Below are 24,021 nucleotides of genomic sequence, written 5' to 3' on the forward strand. Positions count from 1 at the left end.
AAGCGCAGCGGCGTGTAGGCCGTGGCGTCCCGGTTCCAGGCCGTGGATCCCCACAGTGTGGAGCGGCTGCGCCAGGCCAGTCCGCCGCGCTCGTCGACGAGTTCGGCGGGCGCGCCCACCAGGTCGGTGACGATGGCGTAGAACCGCTCGTCCACCACCTCCTGGCCGGCGCCCAGGATCCGCTCCGTCTGCGCGAGCGGCTGCAGGCCGCGGTGGTCCCAGGTCACGGCGATCCCGCCGGCCTCCTGCGCCGCGGCGGCGGTCCGCTGCTCGCACAGCACGGTGCCGTCCCAGGTGAAGACCGTGCGCTCGGCCACCTCCAGGCCGTCTGGCGTCATCCGTTCCTTCGCCGTCCGCCGTCCCAGCGGGTCGTACGTGTACCGCCAGCGCGTCCCGTCCGGGGTGGTGACGGCCGTGATCCGGTCCTCGGCGTCCCACTCGTAGCGCCAGGTGTCGGGCCTGCGCGAGAGCCGGGCCTTCTGGCGGAGCACGACCCGGCCGAGGACGTCGTTCGTGGCGGACCCGGCCCGCGCCGATCAGCCGGGTGCCCTCATAGGTGCGCGGTCCGGTGGCTTCCCCGCCTCCGGGATGGGCGCCGGGCCAGTACGCGGAGGTCTGGTTGCCCACGTCGTCGTAGGCGTAGCGCTCGGTCCAGTTACCGGCGTGCACCGCCGTCACCCGGCCGCGCGGGTCGAGATCGAAGCTGCGCGGGCCGGCCAACAGATCGTCGACGCCGGTCAGGACCCCGTCGGACCGGTAGGTGTAGCCGCGGCGCTGCACCACCCCCTGCCCGGCGCCCGTGAGCCGCTGCTCCACCAGCCGGCCGGTCTCGTCCCACGCCTGGTCGAGGGTGACCGCGTCGCCGTAGGTACGGCTGAGCTCCTGGCCCGCCGCGTCGTGCGTGAAGCCGATCCGGCGGCCGGACGTGGTCAGGGCGTCGTAGCGGCCTGCGGCGTCGTACGCCCAGGCGGCGACGGCGCCCGTGGGGGTGCTCCGGCCGGTGCGGCGCCCCATGGCGTCGTAGGTGTAGGTGAGGGTGCGGCCGTCGACCGTCTCCCGGAGGATGCGGCCCGCCCGGTCCCGCCAGCCGGGTCAGCACGCTGTCCCCGCACACCGCGACGGCGAGCCGGTCGAAGACGTCGTACTCGTACGTCGTCACCGTGCCGCCCGCGTCCTTGCGGACGGTGTGCCCCAAGGCGTCGCGCTCGTACGTGATCCGCTGCCCGAGGGCGTCGGTGCGGGCGACGAGCCGGCCCGCCGGGTCGTAGGTGTACTCCCAGGTCATGCCCTGCGGGTTGCGGACCCCGGTCAGCCGCAGCTCGGCGTCGTACGTGTAAGCATGGCGCGTGCCGTCCGCGTCGGTCCGGGCGGCGAGCAGGTCGAAGTGGGTGTACTCGAAGTGCACCCCGCCGCCGTCGGAACCGTCCGTACGGGTCAGGCAGTTCCCCTCGCCGTCATACGTCCACGAGCGGCGCCGGCCGTCCGGGTCCGGTGCAGCGGCTTGCCCTCCACCGTCCATTCCATGCGGGTGACCGCCCCCAGGGGGTCGGTGACCGCCGTGACCCGCCCGAAGGCGGCCCGCTCGTACGTGGTGGTGGCGCCGAGCCGGTCGGTGACGGCGAGCGGCAGCCCGGCCCGGTCGCTGCGGATCCGCGTGACCGCCCCCTGGGGGTCGGTGACGGTGGTGCGGTGGCCGCTCTCGTCGTAGCCGAAGTGGGTGACCGTCCCGTCGGGGCGGCTGACCGCGGTGCGGTTTCCGCGCTCGTCGTAGGTCTGGTGGACGACCGATCCGTCCACGGCAACGACCTTGACCGGCCGGCCGAGGTCGTTGTACTCGGCGTGGGCCTCCCGGCCGTCGGGCCTGACGTAGGAAACCATGCGGCCCGTGTCGTCGAAGGTGCTGCGGGTGGTGTGGCCGAGCGGATCGGTGAGCGCGGTCCTCCGGCCGCCGCTGTCGTACTGGTACCGGGTGACCGCGCCGAGCGGGTCGGTCTCGGCCACCACCCGGTACCGGTCGTCGATCAGGTACTGGCGGGTATGACCTGCGGCGGTGGTCACACGCGTCACCCGGTGGCGGGTCTGCGGGTCCACGTCGTCGTAGCGGAAGGTGAGGGCGATGTGGCCCGCCTCGCCGGCCTCGGCGACACACCGGTCGAGGTCGTCGTAGGCGTACTCATAGCGGCGCTCGTTCGTATCCGTCCAGGAGGTGATGCGGGCGCGGTCGTCGTAGGTGAACCGCAGAGGCAGACCGGAGGAGTTGGTGACCTCGGTCAGGTTCCCGTCGGTGTAGCCGTACGCGAGGACGCGGCCGCCGCCGGACAGGTGCAGGGCCGTAATCCGGCCGCCTTCGGTCTCGAAGTGCAGCCGGTAGCCGCCCGAGTGGGTGAGACCCAGCGGCGTGCCGTGCTCGTCGTACTCGAAGACGACGTGGTTGCCGTTCGGATCCTCGAACTGGGCGATCGGCGCGATGCCGTTCTCGGCGCCGTCGGCCGGCGGGACGAAGCGGCGGACGGCGCCCGTCAGCGGGTCCGTCAGCGTCCAGTCGCCGTCAGGGGTGCGTGCCAGCGGGTGGCGCGGGCCCGACGCCGACACCGGCAGTACGGGCACACCGGGGGCGGGATGCGGATAGCCGACGAGGAGGCCGTCCTCGGAGACCAGGACGACGCCCTTGGCGTCGATCTCCAAGTGCTGGTCGATCGTGGAGGACCAGGTGGGGCCGAACCAGCGGCCCGCCCGGTAGCCGGACTCCGCACGGCGCGTGAACGCGAACGGGAACGTGCCGGGCAGGACCACGTCCGTCTGCGGGAGGTACATCCGGCCGGTGGCGAGGTCGACGGGGTCGGTGCCCTCACTGGCCTTGTCCGGGTCGGGCCGCTCGCCGTGGTGCGGTCCTTTCCCGTCCGTCTCCTTGCGGCCCGGGCCGTCCGTCTCCTTGCCGCCCGCGCCATCCAGGTCGTCCAGGTGCTTCGCGGCCGTGCCGGCCTTCTTCCCGGCGCCGAGGCCCTTGGTGCCGGCGAGTTCCGGGAGGAATTTGCCGACGCCTTCGGTGGGGTCCTTCATGAAGTCGTCGAGCATCTGCTTGCCCGTGCCTATGGGGTCGTTGACCGACACGATCAGGCCGGCGACCGTCGAGTTGAGGCTGGTCCGGTACTCGGCGGGGTGGGTCAGGTTGTACGGGTCGAACGGGGTGACCGCGCGGACGAAGTTGGCGAGGCCCGCCGTTCCCTTGAGGACGCCCCCGGCCAGGTGGGTTTCCGCGAGCTCCAGGTAGTCCATGCCGTCTTTGAGCTGTTCGGCGTACGAGGGCTTGGGCGGGGCGGCGTCGCGGGCCGCGCGGACCGCCGTACGGGCCGTCTCCGCGACCTCGTTGCGCTGGGTGCGCGCGGTCTGGAGCTTGTCGTCGGCCGCCTTGAACACCGGATCGGCGGGGTCGGTGAAGTCGTCGGCCGGCCGCGGCGGCAGCGTGTCCTTCTCCGCCTTCACCGCCGCCTTGTAGTCGATGATCGACTTGTAATAGGCGCTGCGCGCGTCCTGAGAGACCGTCTTGGCCCTGTTGTACTCCTCCAGGGCCTCCTTGGCCTGGCCCTGTGCCCACTCCACGGTGTCCGCGAACCGGTTGATCGCGTCGGCGGCCTTGCCGAAGGCCTCGGCCGCCTTGAACCAGCGCGGCGGCTCCTTGGCTATCGCGTCCCGGAACGCGTTCGCCGACGCGCCCTTCAGGCCGTCGCCTTCCAGGGCCTTCAGGCCGTTGCCGACGAGTGTGAACGAGAGCTCGAAGTCACTGAGGTGCGAGACCTGCGCGCGGATCTTCGACACGCTGCCGTAGACCAGCTTGTTCGGGTCCTCGGTCTGTCCGAGCTCCAGCTCGGAGACGTCCGCGCCGAGCTGGTTGGCGGCCGATCACGGAGGCCCTGAAATGGTGAACACCCGCCCACCCACCACAGCCGGCGATCCCGGCAGCAACACCACACCCGACGCCGGCCGAGCAAGGCTGTCCACGGCGGACACCATGACCGCGTCATGGCCGGTGACCACCTGGCAGGGCTGGCACCACTTCGCCACCACGGCGCCACCCGCCCCGCCACAGCCCGGCGAAGCGCCCCGCAGCCCCGACGAACGCCTCGCCTACCACTCCGCGTTCGTCACCGTCCGCACCCCCGCCATCAACACCCTCGCCACCAGCGTGCGCACCCTGATGATCCTCGGCCGCCACCAGAGCACGACCGCACGGCCCTCACTGATCGTCACCGGCCCCGCAGCAGCAGGAAAAACCACCGCCCTGCTCCACGTCGGACGCACCTGCCACCTCGCCCACACCCACCGCACCCCCAGCCCGCCCGGCCACCACCCTCAAGTTCCGGTCGCCTACGTCCTCGTCCCGCCGGGCGCCACCGCGAAGACCCTCACCGCCGAATTCGCCCGCTACCTCGGCATCCCCACCACCAGCCGCATGACCCAGGCCCAGATCACCGAAGCCGTCTGCCACACCTACAACACCGCCGGCGTCCGCCTGATCCTCATCGACGAGATCCACCGCCTCAACCCCCGCACCACCACCGGCGCCCAAGCCGCCGACCTCCTCAAAGACCTCACCGAACGCATCAGCGCCACCTTCGTCTACGCCGGCATCGACGTCACCGCAACACCCCTGTTCAGCGGGGTGCGCGGCGCCCAACTCGCCGGCCGCGCCTCCCTCATCGACTGCGGCCCCCTCCCCGCCCGCCACGGCAACCGGCACCCCTTCACCGACGTCATCACCGACTTCGAAAGCGCCCTCGACCTCCAACACCACCGCCCAGGCACCCTCCCCCGCCACGCCACCTACCTCCACCAGCGCACCGCCGGCCGCATCGGCAGCCTCACCCGCCTCATCCGCCAAGCCGCCATCACCGCCATCTGCGACGGCACCGAACACATCACCAAGAAGACACTGGAAGCCATCCAGCTCGACCACCTCGCCGAACAGGCACAGCGCCCCCGCACCCGCCGACCGTCCACACCGGCATGATGCGGACGTGAAGAAACCCAGGCATACGCCGACCGACGATGAGTCCGCTGCCCTCTGCGGCCAGGCGTGGGACGTCCTGATCCCCGCCCGGGCCGGCTACCTGGCAGAGGTCTCACCGCACTACGACGAGGTGTTCCACGACGTCGTACAACGAACCGAGCGCGCTGGCAGTCTCGGGAAGACGGACATCGCGGCCCTGGTCGTCTGGAAACGGCTTTCCGCACAAACCCGGTGGGTATCGGCGCTCATGTCCCTGCCCGACGCACATGTGCGCGAGGTCACCGAGCGTGCCGTCACCGCAGTCCGTGACACCGCCGTACCGCGCAGCCAGGCTGCCCGCACAGGACGCAGCATCATGATGGAGCTGCCCGGCTTCCGTACCGGCGACGCCCTCGCCTCGGCCGCCCTGACAGCAGCGGCACCCAGCCGGATGGCCGTCTACGACCGCCGTGTCCAACACGCCCTGGACACCCTGGGCCTCACCCTCACCAGCACACCGGGACGCTACAGCCGCTACATGCAACTCCTCGACGACCTCCTCCAACACAGCCCAGCACACACTCACGGCTGGACCGCACGCGACATCGACACCGCCCTGTACTGGACCGGCAAAAACCCCCAACCCACCGACCACTGAACCAGGAGCTACCCGCCCCGGCCCGCCCGAACGGTCCCTACAACACTCCGACACCAGAGACACCAAGCCAGGCCTACGACCAGGCACAACACGCCTGACCAGGCAAAACACACCCCGGACCATTAGACGCAGAAGCTACCCACAACACCCCCGAAAAATTCCCACTGCAACCCACACAACCCCAGGTCAGGCCCACCCGCCCCCACCAAAACCCATTCCCAACCAACACACAACCCCGCAGCTCACACCCCACCCAACACACCAACTACCCACCCCCCGATCGACACCGCCCGCGCCTACTACGAGCGGCACGGGACGCTGGCCGCCCCGCGGGGCGCGGCCATCCTGGACGTCCAGGTCGGGCAGTGGCTCACGAACATCCGCCGGCCCGGCGGGCTCGGGAAGGACCCGATGCGCGCCGAGCGGCGGGCCGCGGCGCTCGCCGCGATCGACCCCGACTGGAACCCGGCGGTGCTGGGGTGGACGGTCGACTGGCAACGCCACTACGCCTACCTCACCCAACTCCTCGCCGAAGGCGTCCGCCCGACCGCGATCGTCCCCGGCGTGACCCGCCACGGCGAAGACATCGGACGCTGGCTCGCCACCCAACGACGGGACTGGGACCGGCTGAGCGAGGAACAGCAACGCCGACTCGGCGAACTCGGCGTGACCAAGGCCCCACGCGCCCGCAAGGCGGCGGCGAAGATGGCCACGGCCGCCGGGCCGCGCGCGGGCGGTACGGCGTTCCTGAAGGGCTTTGAGGCCCTTCAGCAGTACATCGCGCGGGAGGGCGTCCTGCCGGGGCGGGCCGGTGTCCAGGAGATGCCCGACGGCGAGATTCGCCGCGTTGGGGTGTGGCTCGCCAACCAGAAACAACGCCGCGACAAGCTCGACCAGGAGCAGCGCGCCGCGCTCGCCGAACTCGGCGTCGACTGGGCGCGGCCGTGACCGAGAACGCCGGCGGACCACCACTATCCGTGGTGGTCCGCCGGTACTCCACAACGGGCCGTGGGGGGCCATGTACGACTTCCCCCGGCAGCGGTCAGGCTGCTCGCTCACCCTGCGGGTGGATCCGCCTCACAATGTGCTCCCGAGCAGGTGGGTTCCAGTATGGCTTCCGGCCTGAGAAGGCGGACGGCCCTGGAGGACGGCAGGTGTTCGAGCCACCGGTCGATCTGCTGGTGGGGAGCCGGGGGCTCGGCACTCTTCATCAGGATGGCCAGTGCGGCCTCCACGTCGCGCGTCATCTCCAGATCGGCGGCGCGGTGCCGTGTGATCCGGGCGAAGGCCTGTGCCCAACGCTGCGCCGTGCGGTCGGGGAGGCCGCAGGCGGTCAGGAAGGCGATGCACTGCTGGCGGCCGGCCGGCAGCGCCTCCCGGTTCACGATGCGCGCGGCCGAACTGACCGGCAGCAGGTGGCGCAGAAGCTGCGTCCGTGCCCGGTACCCCTGCGGGCCGTCCCGGCAGCACGTGCGAGGATCACCGAGACTTCGCCTTGTCCGCTTTCTCAGAGGCCGTACATGAACAGCAAGTTCCTCCCCTTCCGGCGCAAGCGCGGAACCAAGGTCACCTACGAGGTGACCGGCACCGGCTCCTTCGAGGTGGCCTACGCCGTCGGCGACCCTCTGAAAGGAGAGCAAAAACAGGTCAAGGCCGGCGTCACGCCGTGGAAGCAGGACGTCGTGATGTCGGGCATCGACGCGATGCCCATGCTCACGATCATCACCTCCAACCCCGAGCATCCCGACGGCTGGCTCCAGTGCACCATCTCCATCGACGGAGAACTCGCGGTGGAAGGGGCGGTGTCCTCGCGGTCAGCCAGCGCAACCTTCACGGCCCTGCCCGGCGCGACAGGCTGACGGCACGCATAAGCGCGCAGTGGCTGTCGTATGACGCGAGTTCTCTCGCGCGCCTAGGTATGGGTCTGATGAAATTTAGGAAGGCGACGGCGGCGCTGATCCGGGTGGCGGCCCAAGAGGCACGCCCGCGCGTGCTGGGGCTTCGGGCGGCGCGGCGTCGTGCCCGCGGCAGGGCCGACCAGCGGACGTAGGGGCGCAGGAGGGCCGTGTGCTGAGGGTGGCGGGCGAGGGTGCGGGCGAGGTGGCGTTCGATGAGTACCAGGTGTTCGTCCCGGTCGGGCAGCACGCCGAAGGTGACGAGGATGCCTCGGAGGTAGTCCGTGCTGTGGGCGCCGCCGCGTCCCGAATGGGCGGCGAGCGCGTCGAGATCGCCATGGGTGAGGGTTTGGCCGGAGGCAGCGTGTCGCGAAGATCCGGTCGCAGGCAGGGCACGGGCCGACGTTGGCGTGGGCGGCGAGGATCCCTTCGCATCGCCGGGCTGGCGAAGATCGCGAACATTGCCGAGGGGACGGGTCCGCCGGCTTCGCCTTCTCGTTCCGTGTGGGCGGGTGTGCCGGGGACCAGGCGGCCTCCCGAAGATCGCCCACACAGCGAACGGTCCCCCGTACGGGCGGCTCGGCGGGCACCCGCCTCCGGACGGCCGGAGGATCAGTGCGGGGACACGCGACGGGAGCCGATCAAGGATGCCGAACACCGCCGGTCGCTCGAAGAGGGCGCGCATCGTTCTGTCAGGTGTGCTGCTCCTCGCCGGGGTCGTCTCGACCGGGTGCAGCGGCGAGGCCCGGGACGCCGGGCAGGGGCCTGGAGCGGGGGCCCGCCCCCAGGCGGCGCGCTCCGGCAGGGTCACCGTCGTCTACGAGGCCCAAACGGTCAAACCGGAGGACCGGGAGGCCGTGGCACTGATCCGGAACTCCCGCGTGCTGGAGCGTACGGCCGACTGGGTGAACAGATCACTCACCCTCCCGCACGACATGGTCGTGAAGGTCACCGCTGCCGTGCCGCCCGGCGTCACCGACGCCGTCACCCAGCCCGACGGCAGGACAATCTTCGTCCCGCCACCGTTCCTGACCGAGATCGAGAAGGCCCTCGCCGACGTCGTGAAGACCGTCGAACGGCCCGCCCCGTTCCCCGCGTCCGAGTACAACGCCGGCGACCTGACTGTGCTGTCGACTGAATTCATCTTCGGCCACGAGATGGGCCATGCCCTGCAGCGCCAGCTCCGCCTGGCCAACCTCGGTCTCGAAGAGGACGCGGCGGACGGCTTCGCGTCCTTCTACACCGTCAACCAGGTCGGGCCGGGCCCGTCGCTGGCCGCCGCGATCCTCTTCGACGAGATCGCACGCAAGGAAGGCACGCCGACCCTGGAGGGCATGTCGAGCGACCACCCCGTTACCCAGCAGCGGGCCTTCAACTTCCTGTGACCTGGAGGGCAGCGACCCGAAGAAGTACCAGCAGTCCCTGGTCGACAGCGGCTATCTCCCGAAGACCCGCGCCCCCCTCTGCCCGCAGGCGTGGGCAATGCTGGACTACGGCTGGTGGACCCAGCTCCAACCCCACTTCAGCGGGGCGTTCAGGGACCGGGGTGCCGAGGAGCAGAAGAAGGCGCACGGGCGGCTGGTCGCGGAGACACAGGCTCTGGCGAAGCGCATCGACGAGATCCGCAGCGGTCAATGAGGTAAATGACGTGCACCCCGTCGATCTCGTCCGCGTAGTCGCGCAGCAGGGTTCCGGGGACTACCGCGGAATCGGCGCCGAAGCGGTGTGCAACGTCCAGCAGGCGGGTGGTGAAGTCCTCGAAGTCCAGGAGCACCTCGTCCTTCGGCCGCGCGCGGCACCGGCCCGGCCGGGGCCGGCGGTCGTATCCGGGCAGCGCGACAAGGAACATCGGCTCCACGGCCCGGTTCAGGCCCCCCTCCACCGTGGCCTTCAGGTGCGGGGTGTAGGCGGGCAGGTCCTCGACGGTGACGTCGAGGGCGTTGAACGCGGCGGTCACCGTCAGCCCCGGTCCGCCTGTGCTTTCGCCCGGAGGCCGCCCTGCGGCCCGAACGGCTCCTCGCGCACCACCGCGGCGCGCAGCGCGGCCAGGACCGCCTCCCGCGACGGATGCCCCGGGGTGACAGCCACGCCCGAGATCGTGTTCGACGCGCAGTCCCCAAACCAGGTGACCCACGGTCTGCGGACGGTGCCCTCGACATCGACCAGGACCGGGGCCTGGACGTGATCGGCCTCCCAGACCTGGTTCCGCCAGCCCCGCGGCCGGGCCAGGAACACATCGTGCTTCCGGGCCTCGCGCTCACCACCGGCTAGGAGCTGTCCGGCCGATCATGTGACTACTCGGTCCCGGATTCGTTGACAGGGGCATGGGGCGGGGTGATCTGAGTGATGCCGAGTGGGAACGGCTGCGGCCGTTCCTGCCGGTCAGCAACAGGCGTTGTGGTCGGTGGCGGGACCACCGGCAGGTGATTGACGGGATCCTTCACCGGGTCCGGACCGGCGTGCAGTGGCGTGATCTGCCCGGTTCGGCCCGTGGAAGACCGTCTATGAACGACACCGGCAGTGGTCAGCTGACGGAACCTGGGAACGCCTGCTCCAGCAGGTCCAGGCCGAGGCCGATGCGGCGGGTGAGATCGACTGGGACATCTCCGTCGACTCCACCATCGTGCGAGCGCACCAGCATGCCGCCGGCGCCCGCACCGATCCGCCGCCGACTCCCGCCTCAAAGGGGGACCTGCTGGCAGAACACCAGGACGAGACGCCGTGGCAGAGTCTCGTCGCCCGGCTGGTGGAGGTGGTGCTGGAGGTGAGGGCCTGGGCCGCTCGCGCGGCGGGTTCACGACCAAGCTCCACCTGAGCGCGGACGGCCGCTGCCGTCCGCTGTCCCTGATTGTCACGCCAGGGCAGCGAGCGGACTGTACTCAGTTCAAGCCGGTGCTGGAGAAGATCCGCGTTCCTCGACTCGGGACGGGCAGGCCCCGCAAGAAGCCGGACAGTCTCGCCGCAGACAAGGCTTACAGCAACGGGCCCCGCCGCGATTACCTGCGACGCCGCGGCATCCGGCACACAATCCCGGAGAAGACCGACAGCCAGGGCGCGCGCCTGCGCAAGGGCTCGCGCGGCGGCCGGCCACCAGGTTTCGACGAAGAGCGGTACAAGAAGCGCAACACCGTCGAGCGGGCCATCGACAAGCTCAAGCACGCCCGAGCCGCCGCCACTCGATACGACAAACGCGGCTACGTCTTCCTTGGTACGGCCACCGCGGCAGCCCTCGCGATCTGGCTCCGGACATGACCGTGCTTTTCGACGTCAGCTCACCGATGCGCCCGCAGCCAACGCCAGGCCAGAGGCCGCGAGGAAGGCTTCAAGGCTGATCACTTCGCTACCCGTGCCGTCGTCCCATTCGGCCAGGAGTTCCGAGAGGCCCTCATTCCAGGAGTCCGGTGTGTCGAGGTCAGGGCCAGGATGGCGCTCGACGCAGCCTTCACCGTGCCGGTAACGGAGGGACAGGTACTGGCCTTCCGCCGTCCAGGCATCCCACTGGGACGGGTAGGCCAGACACGTCTGCACAACCCGCACCAGCATCAGACCCTCAACTTCATCCATTCGGCGATGGTCGCGCGCCAACGGAACTCGGGCAATCGGCTTCAGAAAGGTCGACTCTGACCATGATCGGCCGGACAGCTCCTAGCCACTCGCTCAACAGCGTCCCCGCGGGCGCGGGGTCGACGAAAGTACGCGTCTCTTCTCGGAGCTGAACGTCGAACCATCCCCGCGGGCGTAGGTCGACGACAGGACGGCCCAGACCAGATCAGTGCCGGTCTCTACGCCCGGCCAACTCACATGGGGCAGGGGGCGTTGCTGGCACGGACGAACGGTCAGGCCCAGAACGCGTCGGTGACGGTGATCTGAGGGTCGGCATGGCGGCGGACGAAGGTGAAGATGAGCCAGCCCCGGCCACCGGCGAGGTCGGCGATGTGCGGGCCACCCGGACTGGTCGAGGCCAGCGGGCGGACGGTGATCCAGTGCGGCAGTGACACGTCGGCGTCGATTCCCCGGTAATAGGGATCCGGGGCGGTGATCAGCTCGGCGCGGGCTGACAGGACCAGCTGCTTGCCGTCTTGCGGCATGTTTTCGAATTCCTGGAGCGCCTCTGCCGTCCAGTCCATCTTCCAGGGCGGGAGTGGAAGCTCATCGGTCACCGCCCGGGCTCCACCACGGCCGCTTGGCGGCGTAGTCGGCTGTACTCGGCCAGGAGCCGGGCGGACTCTCCCGGGTCCTCGGACTGCGCGGCGCGGGCTTCGAGGTCACGCAGGTGGGCTTCCAGGCCTGGGTCGCGGGCGATGGCGTACTGGGTCCACCACAAGCGCATGAAGGCCGGTACCGGGGTGAGGTTGAAGGCGTCGCCGATCGCGCGGCGCCAATGCGCCTCGAAGTCCGGCAGCAGATGCGGGGCGTGTTCCTGAATGGCCAGGCGCAGAGCCTGCGGGGTGCGTTCGGGCATCGGCGGCACCTGGCGGGGCTTCTCGCCGCCGGGGCCGTCGAAGTGGATGGGCTGCGCTGTCATGGCGAAGGAACTCCTGGTCTGGCTGCGGTCCCGCCCTTTCAGGCGGCGTTCTGGCCGGCGCCGGGGGCCGACGGAGGCTGTGCCATGTACTGCTCGAACCACTCGGCCGGCACCAGGTAGGCCAGGGTCTTGCCCTTGCGGGTGATCGCGGCAGGCTCCCCCGCGATCCGGGTGCGGTCGAGGATCTCACCCATCTGCTTGCGGAGATCGATCGTCGTGTACGTCTTCGGCTCCATCCCCCCAACGTACCCCAACTATCATAGTTGCGATAGTTTACCTCCACGCACACCAACCCCCTTCCGGACATATCGCCAACGGCACCCTCGAACCATCCCCACAGACGCGGGGCAACGCCACAACCGCTCTCGTCCGCGGTGGCCACCTCCTCGGCCTGCATACCGTCGTCGCACAGCGCGCCCGCAGCCTCCCGGCTCACCCGGGCGGCGATCCGCTTCAGCACACCCGCGGCGCGCAGCGGGGCCAACGGCGCGTTCGCGGCCGTGGCGGTCAGCTGCCCGGCCGTCTCGACCGGGAGCGCGGCCAGCCGCCCGGGCAGCGGGACTGCGGCGTCGCGGACGACGGACAGGTGCGCGGTCCAGTCCGCGAGCGGTCCGGTGAGGTCGATGTCCGCTTCGTACAGGGGTTGGTCGCTGATCGTGTCCCAGTCCAGGGGTACGGGGCGGCACTGCGCCATCCGCAGGCGCAGACCGCCCGGAGGGCCTCGGCGCGCGGGCGGTGGGCCCGGCCGTCGTTGGCCGACCAGTGCATGGTCGACAGCACGTCCGAACCGCTCCCGACATCGAAGTACACAGGGCCCGGCTCGTTGCCGCCGACGAGAACGCCCGCCGCGCCCGCGTGCGCGTCCCCGAAATCCACCGTCCAGTCCCAGTCCACCAGCGGTGGGGGTGCAATACCGAAACTACGGCTCCCCGAGGCCATGGCCGAGTGCTGGCGAATCGAGCCCAGCAGGACGGCCCACATGGCCATCCCGTCCCCTCCCTCCCCCGCCTACGCATGGGTTCAGAGCGCGATGAGGATCCGCCTTGGTCCGGACAGGCCGAACTGGTGAGCGCACTGTCAGAGGCGGTGGCCCTGCGCGGCGAGCCAGCGGTGGACGGCTGACTTGTCCGAGACGCTGATGGGGGCAGGACCGTTGCGCGTGGGGCCTTCCTCCTCGTTGAACGCCGTCTGCGTCACACGAGCCGTCACCCACTCGGCCAACTCCCGGGCGGCTGCGGGCGACAGCCGGCCGCGCTTCCAGTCTTCGGCGGCCTCGTGGGCCGCCGAAGACTCGTGCGCCTCCGCCTCACGCAGCCACGCGGGCACGAGGCGCTCGACAACCTGCTCGTCCGACGGAACGCCGGACCTCTTTGTGGATTCGCTCACCAGGCCAGATTGAGGGCCCCCGCCACGACCCGCGGCCTCACCACTCCCGCTGATCCCTCCGATGGCGCACGGCAGCGCCCTCCGCGCCGTGCGGTCGACCGGCGTCAGGAGGGCGCGCGGCTCCGCTGTCCCCACACCACGGCGAGGACAGGTACCGCATCGGTTCAGAGCAGGCGGGGCCCGTGTCGATGTGACGGACCGTAACGCCGTCGCCATCGTCGCAACTCACTCACCGGTCGTTCTGCAAGAGGTGCCCGGCTCGTGTGTCTACAAGCTCAGCCTTAGCGGCGACACGTGCTGGCCACGACGGCCCCGGATCGAGACCTATGGGGAGAACGTCGGGGTACTCACCCACGAGATCTTCGGCCTGGAGGTCATGGAGTCCGGCTTCTACGCCGAGATCCGCAGAGCTGTGCGGCAGCTGGCCACCTACGAACAGGTCCTCGACCGCTTCAGCAACAAACTCGGAAGCGAGGCCAAGAGCCTCGTCCGCGTCCTCCTCGCGGAGAAGAACGACCCGGACGGTCACCTCTGATGTGGCCCCTCGAAAGACCCGCACACACCGCCGTGACGACCTACAAGCAGTGCATCTCAAGCGTCACAGAGAACGGTGAGGAGAGGCGGCGTACTCGGTTGAACAAAGCGACGCCGGCTGTAGACAGGGCTGCCCGCCTGTACCTCGACGCCGCCACCGACGGCACGCTGCATGCGCTCAAAGCGTGCTACTTCAAGGTGCCAGGCGTCGATGACAAGGACGCGGCCAAGTGGATCTATACACGCGGCATGGCCGATCAGCGTGGGCCAGGTCGCCCGATATACGACGCGCTCAAGTACTCCGCAGAGGATGAGCGGTGTCCCATGTGCGGACACCGCGATGTCAGCCAGCTCGACCACGTCATGCCCAAGAGCAGCTTCCCGGCCATCTGCGTGAACCCGCTCAACCTCGTACCGGCCTGTGGCGACTGCAATCACATCAAGAATGACCACGCGCCGTCGAGTCGCGAGACCACGCTGCTCCATCCGTACTTCGACGACATAGACGGTGACCAGTGGCTCGCGGCCCGGATCACGGATTCTGAGCACCCCATGCTGAAGTACTTCGTGTCAGCTCCGGCGGGTGGACCGAAGAACTCACGGCACGGGTCCGACACCACTTCGATGTCCTGCAGCTCGGACACCTCTACCGAGTCCAGGCCATCCGGACCCTCGCCAGCATCCAGCACTCGCTCAAGAGCCAGCACGAACGAGGAGGCGAGGCGATGGTCCGCGACTACCTCCTCGACGCTGCCGAGACCCGGCTCAGGTACCGGCTCAACGGCTGGGAAGGCGTCGCGCTCCAGACCTGGGCAGCTGATCCCTCCTTCTGCCGCGGCTCCTTCCTCAACTGACAGGTCTGGATACTGGGTGGCGGGCAGGTTCAGCCACCGACCCCGGTATCGAAGCGCTGGAACAGCGCCGGCAGGAATCGTTCCATGAGAGCTTGTGCGTCGCGGGCTTCTTCGAGTTCGTCATGGCCGAACCGGAAGACTTCATACCCCCTGAGCTTGAGATCGCGGTCGGCGGCCACCATCTCCGCGTACTTCGCGGTGTCGGGGCGCTGGCCTCGGTCGCGGGTGTAGTGCTGGGATCCGTCGACCTCGAGAACGATGCGCTGTCGGTGCGGGAGCAGAAGGAGGAAGTCCATGCGGGAGCGCAGTAGTGCCTGGGGGCCGCGTTCGCGGACGGTGCGGTGGTCCCAGTGCAGCCACACCTCGGGGAGCAGCACGGGCAGGTCGTAGACCCTGTCGCCGAGGACATGGTGGTAGGCGCCGAAGAGGTTCTGTTGGCCCGGCGAGTTTTCGGGCAGGCAGCGGTGGAGCCGTTTGTAGAGGGAGGTCTTGGCCTCGGCTTCATCCAGGATCTTGCGCGTGTCCTGCCACCAGGCCTGAAGGTCACGCCAGCGGAGGCCGTGATCTGGTGTCTGGCGGTCGTAGACCAGCTCGTTCTCTGGGTCCCCGACGATCTCGATGTCGTTATCCATCGCGTTCTTGAAGCGGATGTCGGGCTTGGTGAGGGACGCGAAGATGATGTTCTTCGGCTTCCGGTTCCCGGCGAGCCGGGTGGAGACCATGGTGAAGCGCGGGTAGCCGCCTTCAATCCCCGTTTCTCGTAGCTCGACGGCTGCACTGCGGATGTGCTCGTTGATCGTGTCCACGAGGAGCCGTTGTGTGGATTCGTCGAGGAGGACGTCGGCGGAGACCATCGCTTCGAGGAACCGGGCGAACCTGGAGTCGCCGGCCTCGAAGGCGCCCAGGTTCTCCAGAAGGATCTCTGCCGTCCAGTCCCCCGGGTTGCGAAAGACGTGCTGCTGGATGTCGCGCCTGAGGCTTGGCCCCTGGGAGCTGAAGAACGCGTCGAGGAGTGGGCTCAGCTCGTCGCCGAGCACCCAGTACCGGCTCAGCATCGCCATGAACCTGGTCTCGTTGGGTGTCATGGCGTTCAGGTCGAGGGACCGGGCCAACTCGCGCCGGATCCTCGTGGGTATCTCCGGCGGTGAGGACTCCGCCCAGAGCTCATCCTCAATCCGGAACCTCTGCTGCGGACTCCCCTGGCCCGCAGCCAAGATGCGGTTCGCCACGAGAGGGAGATCGCTGTCGGGAACCTGCGCGAAGCTCCGCTCCACGCGCTCGCCCTTGGTTCCCTCCTCAGGAACTGTCGGCATCCCCAGCTCAGCGAACGCCGCGTTCAGCCTGGCGTGCGAGTGCCCTCCGAGCCGAGCGACGACGTCGCCCACCACCTGTCGAAGGGTCGAGCGATCCCTGCTGTCGGCCATCCGTCGATCCTCGCAGAAGGGACCGACATCCAGTCAGGAATTCCGGGCGTCGGCCTCTGACGCGGCCACAAGGCGGCCACCACCTCGGTGGACACCCCGCAGGCAGTCGTCCCAGTCCGTGTGTGGCAGCCACGACTTCTCCATGAGGTGGGCCGTCCAGTCCAGGAGCTGTTCCCACGTCCGGATCTTGGCTGCGGGGATGTCGTAGGCACCGCTGCCTGGTGCGGGATCACAGCGGGTGTGGTGCGCCTGCCAGCGCACTTTCTCGGGGTAGCCGAAGATGTCGGCCCCGCTGAAGGAGAGGGATCCGTCGGCCTCGTCCGTGCGCTCCGCCTCCCAGGTACGAGCCGACTCTTCGGTACGACGGATTTCCGTCGTGTCCACCCAGAGGTATCCGTCGTCGTTGGCGATGGGCTTACGGCATCCATCACAGATCAGGTCCAGCATAGAAGCCACATCACACTCCGAGTATCGGTCCTCCGTACAGACTGCCGCAGCACCCCATCCAGGCGTGCCGGAATGCAGCGACTAGGCCTCAGTCCATGCGGTCTCACCGACGGGGCACTGAGGTCTTTCAGAGTGGCCACTGATCGGGTGACCGGTCGGCGTCCCGCAACGCACGAGGCTCCTGTGCCGTTGAGAGAGGTGTTCGACGTCTCAACTCATCAGCGCAGGAGCCTCGTTGGTTCCCTATCCTGCCTCACTCGACCTGCCTCACGCCCTGGTCGAGTGCGTAACCATGCTCATCGTCACCCGTGAGGGTGACCGCCGCTGCAAGCTCCGGCCGCACCAGCGTGCTCTCGTCGCCCTGATCTACCTCCTCGACGGAACGCTCGCCGAGTGCGACCGGGTCGGCGACAGCCGGGCCGACTTCTCCCAGAAGCACCGCCGCCACGGCGTGAACGTGCAGGTCATCGCCGATCCCGCGGGCAACCTGCTGTGGATCTCGCCCGCCCTGCCCGGGCGCACTCACGACCTCACCGCGGCCCGCACCCACCGCATCATCCGGATCTGCGAACGCCAGGGCGTGCCCGTCCTTGCCGACCGCGCCTACATCGGCGCCGGCCCCTGGGTGACCACACCGATCAGACGGCTCCCGCACCAGGACCTCAACCCGACCCAGCGGACAATCAACCGGGCCCTGTCGGCGGCACGAGCACCCGTCGAACGAAGCGTCGCGCGACTGAAGTCCTGGCGCATCTTTCGCCGAGCCCGCTGCAGTCCCAACCGCATGACCGCCATCGCCGCCGCCGTCCTCACGCTGGAGAGGCAACGCTGAAAGAGCTCACTGATACGGTCCCTGGCCGTGACAGAACTCCCCGCCTTTCCTTACCACCCGGATCCCGTGGCCACCGGTGCTGTCGTGCGCTCGCAAGCCACGTGCGCCTGCTGCGGCCAGGCGCGCGGTTACGCCTACGCGGGTCCGGTGTTCGCACTGGAGGACCTTCGGGGGCGGCTCTGTCCCTGGTGCATCGCTGATGGAAGCGCAGCAGAGCGCTTTGAGGCCCAGTTCACTGACGTGGTGGACGACGTTCCTGTGGACCGGTTGTTGAAGATCACTGGTCGCACACCCGGATTCGCCGGATGGCAGCAGGAACGCTGGCTGGTCCACTGCGGCGACGGCGCAGCATTCCTCGGAACCGCCGGCGCTGCCGAACTCGCCAACCACCCGAAAGCGCTGACTGCCCTCCGCGAAGACCTCGCAGAGACATGGCCTCCGGCCCAGATCGAGAACTACATCAGCGCCTTGGCCAAGGACAGCCAGCCGACCGCCTACCTCTTCAGGTGCCGCTCTTGCGGCACCTTCCTCGCATACTCAGACGCCACATAAGGCGGCCAACGGCAGTCTGGGGTTGAACGGCAAGCTTAGCCCGCTGTGTAGCCGGTCGATCTGACCGAACGGCGATGAGGGTGGGACGTGGAGACGCTGGTGGAGGAGGCCGTCGCGGAGGCACTTCGTGACGGGGGCAACGAGGCGATCCGCCTGTATGTCGCTGCCTGCGCCGAACGCATGGCGCCGCTGTTCGTGGGCCTGCGGGCGGGTGCGGCGGGGCGGGAAGCCGACCTCGACTTCTATGCGGAGTCCGCTCGCGATCTCTGGCGTGCTGACCGGCCGATCGCCAACGCCGCCGAGGGAGTGCGCCGGCTGGAGCGGTTCCCGGAGCTTCAGCCGAACGAGGAGGGGATCACCGATGTCGCTGACACCTACGCCTTCTTCGCCGCCCTCTGCCTGCGGTATGCCTTGCTGGCCCACGGCTCGGGAAACGCTGACAGCGCGGTGTCCTGCGGTCATGCGGCGCTCACCGCGATGGGAATGCTCGACCAGAGCGTGGCAGGTACTGGCTTCCTCGCCGAGGAACAACGGCTCCAGTCCCTCTCGCTGAGCGGCGACACCTCAAACTTGTGGGACGCGAGCGTCATGGCGGGGCGAGAGCGGTTTCGTGCTGTGTTGGGCCGCCTGCCCCGCTAGGCATGCTTGTGCGCCACCCTTGCCTGCCGCGGCGCGTACTGTCGTGCGGGAGACTCCGGCCACGCGGGCGGTCTCGCTCTCCGACAATCCCAGCCTGCCCGCGCGGCGCAGCAGGTCATCGCGGCCGCCTACCGTCCGGGCGAACTCCCGCAGCTCGCCACGGACCTGGTCCTGCGCCTGAGCGTGAAGAGCGTCGACACTGCCGCGCTCGAGGAGCGTGCGCACCAAGGCGAGCGGGTGGCCTGCCGCCGCGAGCAGGGCAGCAAGACGCTCGGGCGCGGGAGAAGCCTGCAGATCCTGGTCCTGGCCCGCCGCCTGGCCGGGGGGGCAGGAGCGCGTCGAGCCGGGAGAGCGCCTCACGCAGTTCGGCGACCGCGTGGCGGGCATCCGGCCACCTTCCTTCCTGCAAGGCGGCCGCGAGGGCGGCCACCTCATGCAGAGCCCCACCCACCGCGGCGGCCAGCTGCCACTCCAGCCCCGTCGCGGTGATCGTGGCAGTCACACGGCTGTCCATCACGCCGCTCCCTTCCCCGTCGACGTGTTCAACGAACCCGCCAATGAAAGGCTCCTGTCCAGTTCTGTACACGCCCCCGGGGCAGGGCTAGGCCGTCTCTTTCGGATCTTGCCCGTCGAGCCCGCGTCTCCCCCAGCTACCTGGGGGACCAAGATCCGGTAGAGGCGGCCTAGGGTTGGCCCATGAGCACGGCAGACGACGACCGCATCGCCCTCGACCTCCTCGACGCCCACCTGGAAGAGCTGTGGCGGGCAGCCGACGAACTCCAGCGGGGAAACCGGGCCGTCGTCCCCGAGGCACCGCGCGATCTGGCCGGGGCCGCTGCGGACGATGCGGCCACCGAACTCCTGCGGTGGGGGTACGGAGAGCTGGCCGGCATCCCGCGCTTCCCGGCCGACGTGTTCGCCCGCAGCGTCGGCGGCACCCTCATGGAGCTGCGGCGGCGCCGCAGCCCCTGGAACGCGGCGGCCCTGCGCCTGTTGGACGACCCGTACGTCTTCCTCGCCACCGGTCCGCGCCGACATGAGGACTGGGCCGAGGACGTCCTCGCCCTGATGCACCGCGAAGTCCCGGACCCGCGCGGCTGGCTGCGGATGGACGCCGACCGCACCAACAACGCCCGCAACGCCGTGCCGGCGTACCCCTTCGAACCACCGCCCGCCGCCGGGTTCCAGGACCGCCTGCACGAGCTGGAGCCGGCGGCGGCCGTCACCGCGCTCGCCGTCATGGCGGAGGAATGGGGCTGCGGCCAGCCCTTCGGGAACTGGCCTGAGCGCGATGCCCTGCTGGCCGACGCGCGGTTCCTACTGGACCGCTACGGCCCGGACGCCCGGTTCTGGACGAACGCCGTGGACGCGGCCTCGGACCCCGCCCGGGATTTCGTCCAGGCCGGCCTCAAAGGGACCAGGGTCCACGGCTTCATTACGGGCGAGTACATCAACGGCCTCGACCTGTTCGAAGAACTGGGCCTCATCGCCGTGTCCGACGACGAGGTCGGGGTCTTCTGGTCCTTCGGCGCGTACTGACGCCGACTCCCCGGGCACGCAGACCGTCCACCGCCCTCGCACGTCAATCCTAGCCCCGGCCGCGCAGCCGGCGCCCCCCGCCGAGGAAACCGCTGCTGCCCGCGAGCTCGCCCACCCACGTACGCGACTTCGACTCACTGGCCACCTGGCCTGACCGCCAAGACGACTAGGCGGTTTCCTTCGGGTCACCTGGCTGACCAGATGAAGATGGCGGCGAGGTGGAGTCCGGCGAGGTAGATAGTGGCGGTCTTGTCGTAGCGGGTGGCCAGGCCACGCCACTGCTTGAGCTTGTTGATGCAGCGCTCGACGGTGTTCCGCTGCTTGTAGGCCTCGCGGTTGAAGGCCGGCGGCCTGCCGCCACGCCTGCCGAGGCGTTTGCGGTTGGCGGTCTGGTCCGCAGGCTGCGGGATCACCGCCCGGATCCCGCGCCGCCGCAGATGACGGCGGATCGCCCGGGACGAATAGGCCTTGTCGGCCAGGACCACGTCCGGCGTGACCCTGGGACGGCCGATCCGCCGGGGCACTCGTAAACGGGCCATGACTTGGGTGAACGCCGGTGCGTCACCGGCCTGGCCAGGCGTGAGAACGAACGCCAAGGGCCTGCAGCGGGCATCGGCGGCGAGGTGGATCTTGGTGGTCAGTCCGCCGCGGGAGCGTCCGAGGGCATGGTCGTGCGGCTCGCCAGCCGGGGCCCCTTTTGACGGGCCCCGGCGGCGTGCTGGTGGGCACGGACGATGGTGGAGTCGACCGAGACGACCCAGTCGAGGTCGCCTTCGGCGTCTGCCTGCGCGAGCAGAGCGGTGAAGACCTTCTCCCACGTGCCGTCGGCGGCCCACTTCCGCAGCCGGTTGTGGGCGCCCTTCCACGACCCGAAGTACTCGGGCAGGTCCATCCACGGCGTCCCGGTCCAGTACTTGAACGCGATCGCGTCGATCACCTGCCGATGATCACGCCACCGCCCACCCCGCCGAGGTGTCCGGTCCGGCAACAACGGCTCGATCCGCGCCCACTGCGCATCAGTCAACGACACACATCAACCAACGATCCGATGATCCGAAGGAAACCGCCTAGACGGTCCCCGCGAGGTGCGCGGGCTGGCTTTGCAGGGGCTCTGGCACATCTTCTGTGGGCCCATGGCAGTGGTCTCCGGCTTCCCGGATAAAGATTCGCCCGCGGCGAACGGTGTCTCTACCCTGAGTCGCAGCGGAAGTGCGCGCATTCCCGCAGGTTGCAGTGCCGTGGCAGAGCGGCCCATTGCGATCGACGTGGGCGAGGTCCCTCCCACGGCGACTGACGGAGACGGAGCGGACCTGCTCCCATCTGTCCGCGGGTTCAAATCCCGTCGGCACTGCAACCGACCTGGACTTGGTCCAGCGCACGGACTTGCCGCATCGCGCCAAGTCCCCAAAAGTTTTGCCAGAGCCCGTTCCCATGAACAAAGCCTCAAGCGGGCAGACGCCGGCGCGGTGCCGCAGCCGTCCGGCATCAACGTACGGGGCAGGCAAAAGCCGACGCAGGCGTGGGATGGAGTGGCTGGATGCTGTCGACCGGAGCGGTGCCGGCGACGTGTGACGGCAGCCGGGCCTGCCCGCGGTCGACAGCGCCACGGGGGCCGGGAGCAGCCCGTCCAAAGGGCGGCTCCGCAGCAGTCGCTATTGCACCCCGTGTCCGCGTGCAGCCGGGCGTTGCCGCGCGGGGCGAGGGGGTGAGTCCCACCCGGACAGAGGTTCTCCCCCGGCCGATCGGGGCGACGCTCCCCGGATGACAGCAGTCCCCGACCGGCCGTTTATTCGTCCCAGGGCATGACGATCGATGCAGTGCCTTCGCGGGTCCAGGCGACGCGGCAGGTGCGGTTGTCGGCGTGGGCGCGCCATCCGTGCATCGAGGCGTCGTAGTCGGCGCTGACCAGCGCGGTTTGCACCCGCCTGGGGCGGGCGGGGGTGACGCTGTCGTCCCATTCCAGGACGTCGACCACCGGCCGACCGTCCATGACCGCCCAACCGGCGGCGGCGACCTGCCGCGCCCACGTCGGGGGTACGGAGAGCTGGACCAGGGGCTGGCCGCCGTACTCGACTTTGTAGGTGAAGAACACCTTCGGGTCGTCGCCGGTGACGGTGGACTCCACCCGGGCGGGGGGGACTTCGGGAACGCGGGAGGCGTCATGGCCTGCGGGCTCGCGTCCGGCCTTGAACGCGGGAGGCGAAGCCGGATGCGTCGCGTAGTCCATGTCGTCGAACCAGGCCTCGAAACCGGAACGCACCGCGTCCGTCACCGCCTGGCCGATCAGTTCCCTCGCCTGCCCCACCCGCACGATCCACCATCCCCTCTTCACCGTCCGGCACCGGCACCCTCCGGAGCCTCCCCGTACCGGTATGCCACACCGTCGGCGCGACGCGCCCGGGAACGGGACGAGACCACCCTTCGCAAACCCCTGCCCGACGGGGCGCACACCCGCCGGCGCCGGACCGGGAAACCGGGGGCCTACCGAAGACGGACTGCGGACTGGAACCGGGGAGGTGGGTATCGGGCCGCGGCCCCGGGTCCCTGGCCTGGGCGGCGGGTGACGTTGGGGCGGCCCGGTGGTACTGCTTGCCCCCAGAGCGCTCTGGGCACCGGGCCTCACCCGCGCACTCCCTGTCGGCACGGGCTACCCGGGACCTTAGCTTGATCGACAGCCCGCCGAGGGGGCTGCCGATCTTTTGCCCTGGCCACCCGATGCCGCCACGCGCGGCCGCACCCGACCCCAGGTCAGCCCGACGAGGGGGACGATACGCATACAGGTGGCCAGGGCTCGGGCCCGCTCCGGGCAGACCCGGGGGAACGGATAGAGCCCCCGGAGCGGTGTGCGTCCCAGCCCTTCAACGACCAGACGCACCAGCGGTTGCGCACCTCGGGCGCCGGGATCCGAAGGGCGCCTCGGCCCTCCTGGCCACTACGCGTAGGAGACCTGCTCCAGGCGCACTCCCAGAGCCATGCGGACCTCTTTGAAGGCCTCGTCTGCAGGGTCCGGCAGCCGGTAGGCGTGGCGGAGAGCCAACTGCGCCCCCTCCAGCCCGTCGAGGTTCTCGATCAGCGGGGCCTTGATGTCGGGGACGGCCGTCCGGGCCGCCCACTCCCGCAGTGAGCGCAGCGCGGTCTCGGCGTCGGCCCCGGTGGTGTTCGCCGCGTACACCGACCAGCCCCAGCTTGCGAGGAGCTCGCTGGCCTCCGACTCTGGACTGCTCCGGGACGCCCCTGCCGGCCTGTCCTTGCCCACGAACAGGCCGTATTCGCCCGCGCGGGCGAGGAAGACCACGACACGGGAGCGGTCTTCTTCTGCTGCGATGTCCTTGGCCGCGGATACGACCAGATCCCACAGCTCCCCTCGCGGTACCTGGTCCAGGCTCACCGTCTCGCTGTACCCGCCCTGTCGCATGCGGGCGGAGGTCACGTATCCGGCCCTGCCGTCGGCCTTCAGTCGCCGCAGGACCGCTCCCTCGACCTGCCGCGCAGCCTCCTGGGACGGGAGCAGCAGGGCCCGGTACAGGGCCCATCCGTCGCGCCGGTGCTGCTGGATGCGGGTGGAATTGAACGCGGCCACCCCCACCTTCCCTGCCTGGTCGGCGGCGTGGGTCATCACGTAGACGTGGGTGGGAACGGCGGACACGGTGTCTCCTTCTGCGTGGCGGCACGCGCACGGTGCGCGTCGTGGCGGCCGCCGTCAGTCGCTTCGGCGGCACCCTGGAGGGCCCGCGGTCCCATCCTGGCCG

23 protein-coding genes, 1 tRNA gene and 4 pseudogenes are annotated in these 24,021 nt (G+C 69.6%); 13 read left to right on the plus strand and 15 right to left on the minus strand.

Translation table 11 applies throughout. The features are described from left to right. Both AB0F82_RS38840 and AB0F82_RS38845 read right to left on the minus strand, forming a co-directional pair. Nucleotides 1-1,785 (minus strand): annotated as a pseudogene (locus AB0F82_RS38840) (RHS domain-containing protein); the annotation flags it as partial. A gap of 858 nt (nt 1,786-2,643) precedes the next feature. Continuing rightward, a pseudogene (locus AB0F82_RS38845) lies at nt 2,644-3,885 on the minus strand (putative T7SS-secreted protein); the annotation flags it as partial. Between the two features lie 142 nt (nt 3,886-4,027). Here AB0F82_RS38845 and AB0F82_RS34865 point away from each other — a divergent pair. From AB0F82_RS34865 to AB0F82_RS34885, 5 genes are all read left to right on the plus strand, one after another. After that, nucleotides 4,028-5,008, plus strand: coding sequence for an ATP-binding protein (locus AB0F82_RS34865; protein WP_362635034.1), 981 nt, complete (start codon nt 4,028-4,030; stop codon nt 5,006-5,008). 7 nt (nt 5,009-5,015) lie between these two features. Continuing rightward, nucleotides 5,016-5,645 (plus strand): hypothetical protein, encoded by a 630-nt coding sequence (locus tag AB0F82_RS34870; protein ID WP_362634937.1) that lies wholly within the window; start codon nt 5,016-5,018, stop codon nt 5,643-5,645. A 279-nt stretch (nt 5,646-5,924) separates the two neighbouring features. Then, nucleotides 5,925-6,593 carry a helicase associated domain-containing protein gene (locus tag AB0F82_RS34875; protein WP_362635036.1) on the plus strand — a complete coding sequence of 223 codons (669 nt, stop codon included), beginning with the start codon at nt 5,925-5,927 and terminating at the stop codon, nt 6,591-6,593. A gap of 206 nt (nt 6,594-6,799) precedes the next feature. Beyond that, complete coding sequence (locus AB0F82_RS34880; protein WP_362634940.1) at nt 6,800-7,504, plus strand: hypothetical protein; 705 nt, start codon at nt 6,800-6,802, stop codon at nt 7,502-7,504. 683 nt (nt 7,505-8,187) lie between these two features. Beyond that, entirely contained in the window at nt 8,188-8,925 is a 738-nt protein-coding gene (locus tag AB0F82_RS34885) for a DUF4344 domain-containing metallopeptidase (RefSeq protein ID WP_362634942.1), read from the plus strand. Nucleotides 8,926-9,074: 149 nt separating this feature from the next. Here the strand turns inward: AB0F82_RS34885 and AB0F82_RS34890 are convergent, their stop codons facing one another. Next, a complete protein-coding gene (locus AB0F82_RS34890; protein ID WP_362634944.1) occupies nt 9,075-9,497 on the minus strand; it encodes a hypothetical protein in 423 nt (140 codons plus the stop codon). A 2-nt stretch (nt 9,498-9,499) separates the two neighbouring features. After that, nucleotides 9,500-9,628: a hypothetical protein gene (locus AB0F82_RS34895; RefSeq protein ID WP_362634945.1), complete on the minus strand. Its 129-nt coding sequence runs from the start codon at nt 9,626-9,628 to the stop codon at nt 9,500-9,502. A 236-nt stretch (nt 9,629-9,864) separates the two neighbouring features. Between AB0F82_RS34895 and AB0F82_RS34900 the strand changes: the two are divergent. Next, nucleotides 9,865-10,792: pseudogene (locus tag AB0F82_RS34900) on the plus strand (IS5 family transposase). A 15-nt stretch (nt 10,793-10,807) separates the two neighbouring features. On the opposite strand, the gene AB0F82_RS34905 reads toward AB0F82_RS34900, so the two are convergent. The 5 genes from AB0F82_RS34905 to AB0F82_RS34925 form a co-directional block, all read right to left on the minus strand. Continuing rightward, a complete protein-coding gene (locus AB0F82_RS34905) occupies nt 10,808-11,104 on the minus strand; it encodes a hypothetical protein (RefSeq protein ID WP_362634948.1) in 297 nt (98 codons plus the stop codon). A 272-nt stretch (nt 11,105-11,376) separates the two neighbouring features. Then, nucleotides 11,377-11,700, minus strand: a complete 324-nt coding sequence (locus AB0F82_RS34910) for a hypothetical protein (protein WP_362634950.1) — start codon at nt 11,698-11,700, stop codon at nt 11,377-11,379. Beyond that, nucleotides 11,697-12,065, minus strand: a complete 369-nt coding sequence (locus tag AB0F82_RS34915) for a DUF6247 family protein (RefSeq protein WP_362634952.1) — start codon at nt 12,063-12,065, stop codon at nt 11,697-11,699. Before AB0F82_RS34915 ends, AB0F82_RS34910 begins: the two co-directional genes overlap by 4 nt. 38 nt (nt 12,066-12,103) lie before the next feature. After that, nucleotides 12,104-12,301: a type II toxin-antitoxin system Phd/YefM family antitoxin gene (locus tag AB0F82_RS34920; protein ID WP_362634955.1), complete on the minus strand. Its 198-nt coding sequence runs from the start codon at nt 12,299-12,301 to the stop codon at nt 12,104-12,106. Between the two features lie 841 nt (nt 12,302-13,142). After that, a complete protein-coding gene (locus AB0F82_RS34925) occupies nt 13,143-13,451 on the minus strand; it encodes a hypothetical protein (RefSeq protein ID WP_362634958.1) in 309 nt (102 codons plus the stop codon). Between the two features lie 190 nt (nt 13,452-13,641). On the opposite strand from AB0F82_RS34925, the gene AB0F82_RS34930 reads away from it, so the two are divergent. Continuing rightward, a complete protein-coding gene (locus AB0F82_RS34930; RefSeq protein ID WP_362634960.1) occupies nt 13,642-13,986 on the plus strand; it encodes a hypothetical protein in 345 nt (114 codons plus the stop codon). A 56-nt stretch (nt 13,987-14,042) separates the two neighbouring features. Here the strand turns inward: AB0F82_RS34930 and AB0F82_RS34935 are convergent, their stop codons facing one another. After that, the gene (locus AB0F82_RS34935; RefSeq protein ID WP_362634963.1) at nt 14,043-14,534 is read right to left on the minus strand and encodes a hypothetical protein; all 492 of its coding nucleotides are present in this window, start codon (nt 14,532-14,534) and stop codon (nt 14,043-14,045) included. A gap of 176 nt (nt 14,535-14,710) precedes the next feature. Here AB0F82_RS34935 and AB0F82_RS34940 point away from each other — a divergent pair, with 176 nt between their 5' ends. Beyond that, complete coding sequence (locus tag AB0F82_RS34940) at nt 14,711-14,839, plus strand: hypothetical protein (RefSeq protein ID WP_362634966.1); 129 nt, start codon at nt 14,711-14,713, stop codon at nt 14,837-14,839. Nucleotides 14,840-14,868: 29 nt separating this feature from the next. On the opposite strand, the gene AB0F82_RS34945 is transcribed toward AB0F82_RS34940, so the two are convergent. After that, entirely contained in the window at nt 14,869-16,263 is a 1,395-nt protein-coding gene (locus AB0F82_RS34945; protein ID WP_362634969.1) for a hypothetical protein, read from the minus strand. 33 nt (nt 16,264-16,296) lie between these two features. Then, the gene (locus AB0F82_RS34950; protein ID WP_362634971.1) at nt 16,297-16,719 is read right to left on the minus strand and encodes a hypothetical protein; all 423 of its coding nucleotides are present in this window, start codon (nt 16,717-16,719) and stop codon (nt 16,297-16,299) included. A gap of 226 nt (nt 16,720-16,945) precedes the next feature. Here AB0F82_RS34950 and AB0F82_RS34955 point away from each other — a divergent pair, with 226 nt between their 5' ends. The 4 genes from AB0F82_RS34955 (at nt 16,946) to AB0F82_RS34970 (ending at nt 20,272) form a co-directional block, all read left to right on the plus strand. Further along, entirely contained in the window at nt 16,946-17,542 is a 597-nt protein-coding gene (locus AB0F82_RS34955; RefSeq protein WP_362634974.1) for a transposase family protein, read from the plus strand. A 27-nt stretch (nt 17,543-17,569) separates the two neighbouring features. Continuing rightward, nucleotides 17,570-18,094 carry a CbrC family protein gene (locus tag AB0F82_RS34960; RefSeq protein WP_362634977.1) on the plus strand — a complete coding sequence of 175 codons (525 nt, stop codon included), beginning with the start codon at nt 17,570-17,572 and terminating at the stop codon, nt 18,092-18,094. 87 nt (nt 18,095-18,181) lie between these two features. Then, complete coding sequence (locus AB0F82_RS34965; protein WP_362634979.1) at nt 18,182-18,733, plus strand: hypothetical protein; 552 nt, start codon at nt 18,182-18,184, stop codon at nt 18,731-18,733. A gap of 696 nt (nt 18,734-19,429) precedes the next feature. After that, nucleotides 19,430-20,272 (plus strand): hypothetical protein, encoded by an 843-nt coding sequence (locus AB0F82_RS34970; RefSeq protein WP_362634981.1) that lies wholly within the window; start codon nt 19,430-19,432, stop codon nt 20,270-20,272. A 185-nt stretch (nt 20,273-20,457) separates the two neighbouring features. Here the strand turns inward: AB0F82_RS34970 and AB0F82_RS34975 are convergent. Then, nucleotides 20,458-21,302, minus strand: a pseudogene (locus AB0F82_RS34975) (IS5 family transposase). A 202-nt stretch (nt 21,303-21,504) separates the two neighbouring features. On the opposite strand from AB0F82_RS34975, the gene AB0F82_RS34980 reads away from it, so the two are divergent. Beyond that, nucleotides 21,505-21,623 (plus strand) — tRNA-Gly (locus AB0F82_RS34980). Nucleotides 21,624-22,058: 435 nt separating this feature from the next. On the opposite strand, the gene AB0F82_RS34985 is transcribed toward AB0F82_RS34980, so the two are convergent. Continuing rightward, nucleotides 22,059-22,577, minus strand: a complete 519-nt coding sequence (locus AB0F82_RS34985; RefSeq protein ID WP_362634983.1) for a hypothetical protein — start codon at nt 22,575-22,577, stop codon at nt 22,059-22,061. 627 nt (nt 22,578-23,204) lie between these two features. Beyond that, nucleotides 23,205-23,918 (minus strand): hypothetical protein, encoded by a 714-nt coding sequence (locus AB0F82_RS34990; protein WP_362634984.1) that lies wholly within the window; start codon nt 23,916-23,918, stop codon nt 23,205-23,207. Between the last annotated feature and the right edge of the window lie 103 nt (nt 23,919-24,021).

The organism is Streptomyces virginiae (assembly GCF_040638905.1).
GTDB lineage: Bacteria > Actinomycetota > Actinomycetes > Streptomycetales > Streptomycetaceae > Streptomyces > Streptomyces virginiae_B.

What these genes read in the sequence shown, in the direction of transcription:
- AB0F82_RS34885 (WP_362634942.1), top strand. Translation starts at nt 8,188, where the DNA reads ATGCCGAACACCGCCGGTCGCTCGAAGAGGGCGCGCATCGTTCTGTCA.
- AB0F82_RS34905 (WP_362634948.1), bottom strand. Translation starts at nt 11,104, where the DNA reads ATGGATGAAGTTGAGGGTCTGATGCTGGTGCGGGTTGTGCAGACGTGT.
- AB0F82_RS34915 (WP_362634952.1), bottom strand. Translation starts at nt 12,065, where the DNA reads ATGACAGCGCAGCCCATCCACTTCGACGGCCCCGGCGGCGAGAAGCCC.
- AB0F82_RS34920 (WP_362634955.1), bottom strand. Translation starts at nt 12,301, where the DNA reads ATGGAGCCGAAGACGTACACGACGATCGATCTCCGCAAGCAGATGGGT.
- AB0F82_RS34940 (WP_362634966.1), top strand. Translation starts at nt 14,711, where the DNA reads ATGGTCCGCGACTACCTCCTCGACGCTGCCGAGACCCGGCTCAGGTAC.
- AB0F82_RS34945 (WP_362634969.1), bottom strand. Translation starts at nt 16,263, where the DNA reads ATGGCCGACAGCAGGGATCGCTCGACCCTTCGACAGGTGGTGGGCGAC.
- AB0F82_RS34970 (WP_362634981.1), top strand. Translation starts at nt 19,430, where the DNA reads ATGAGCACGGCAGACGACGACCGCATCGCCCTCGACCTCCTCGACGCC.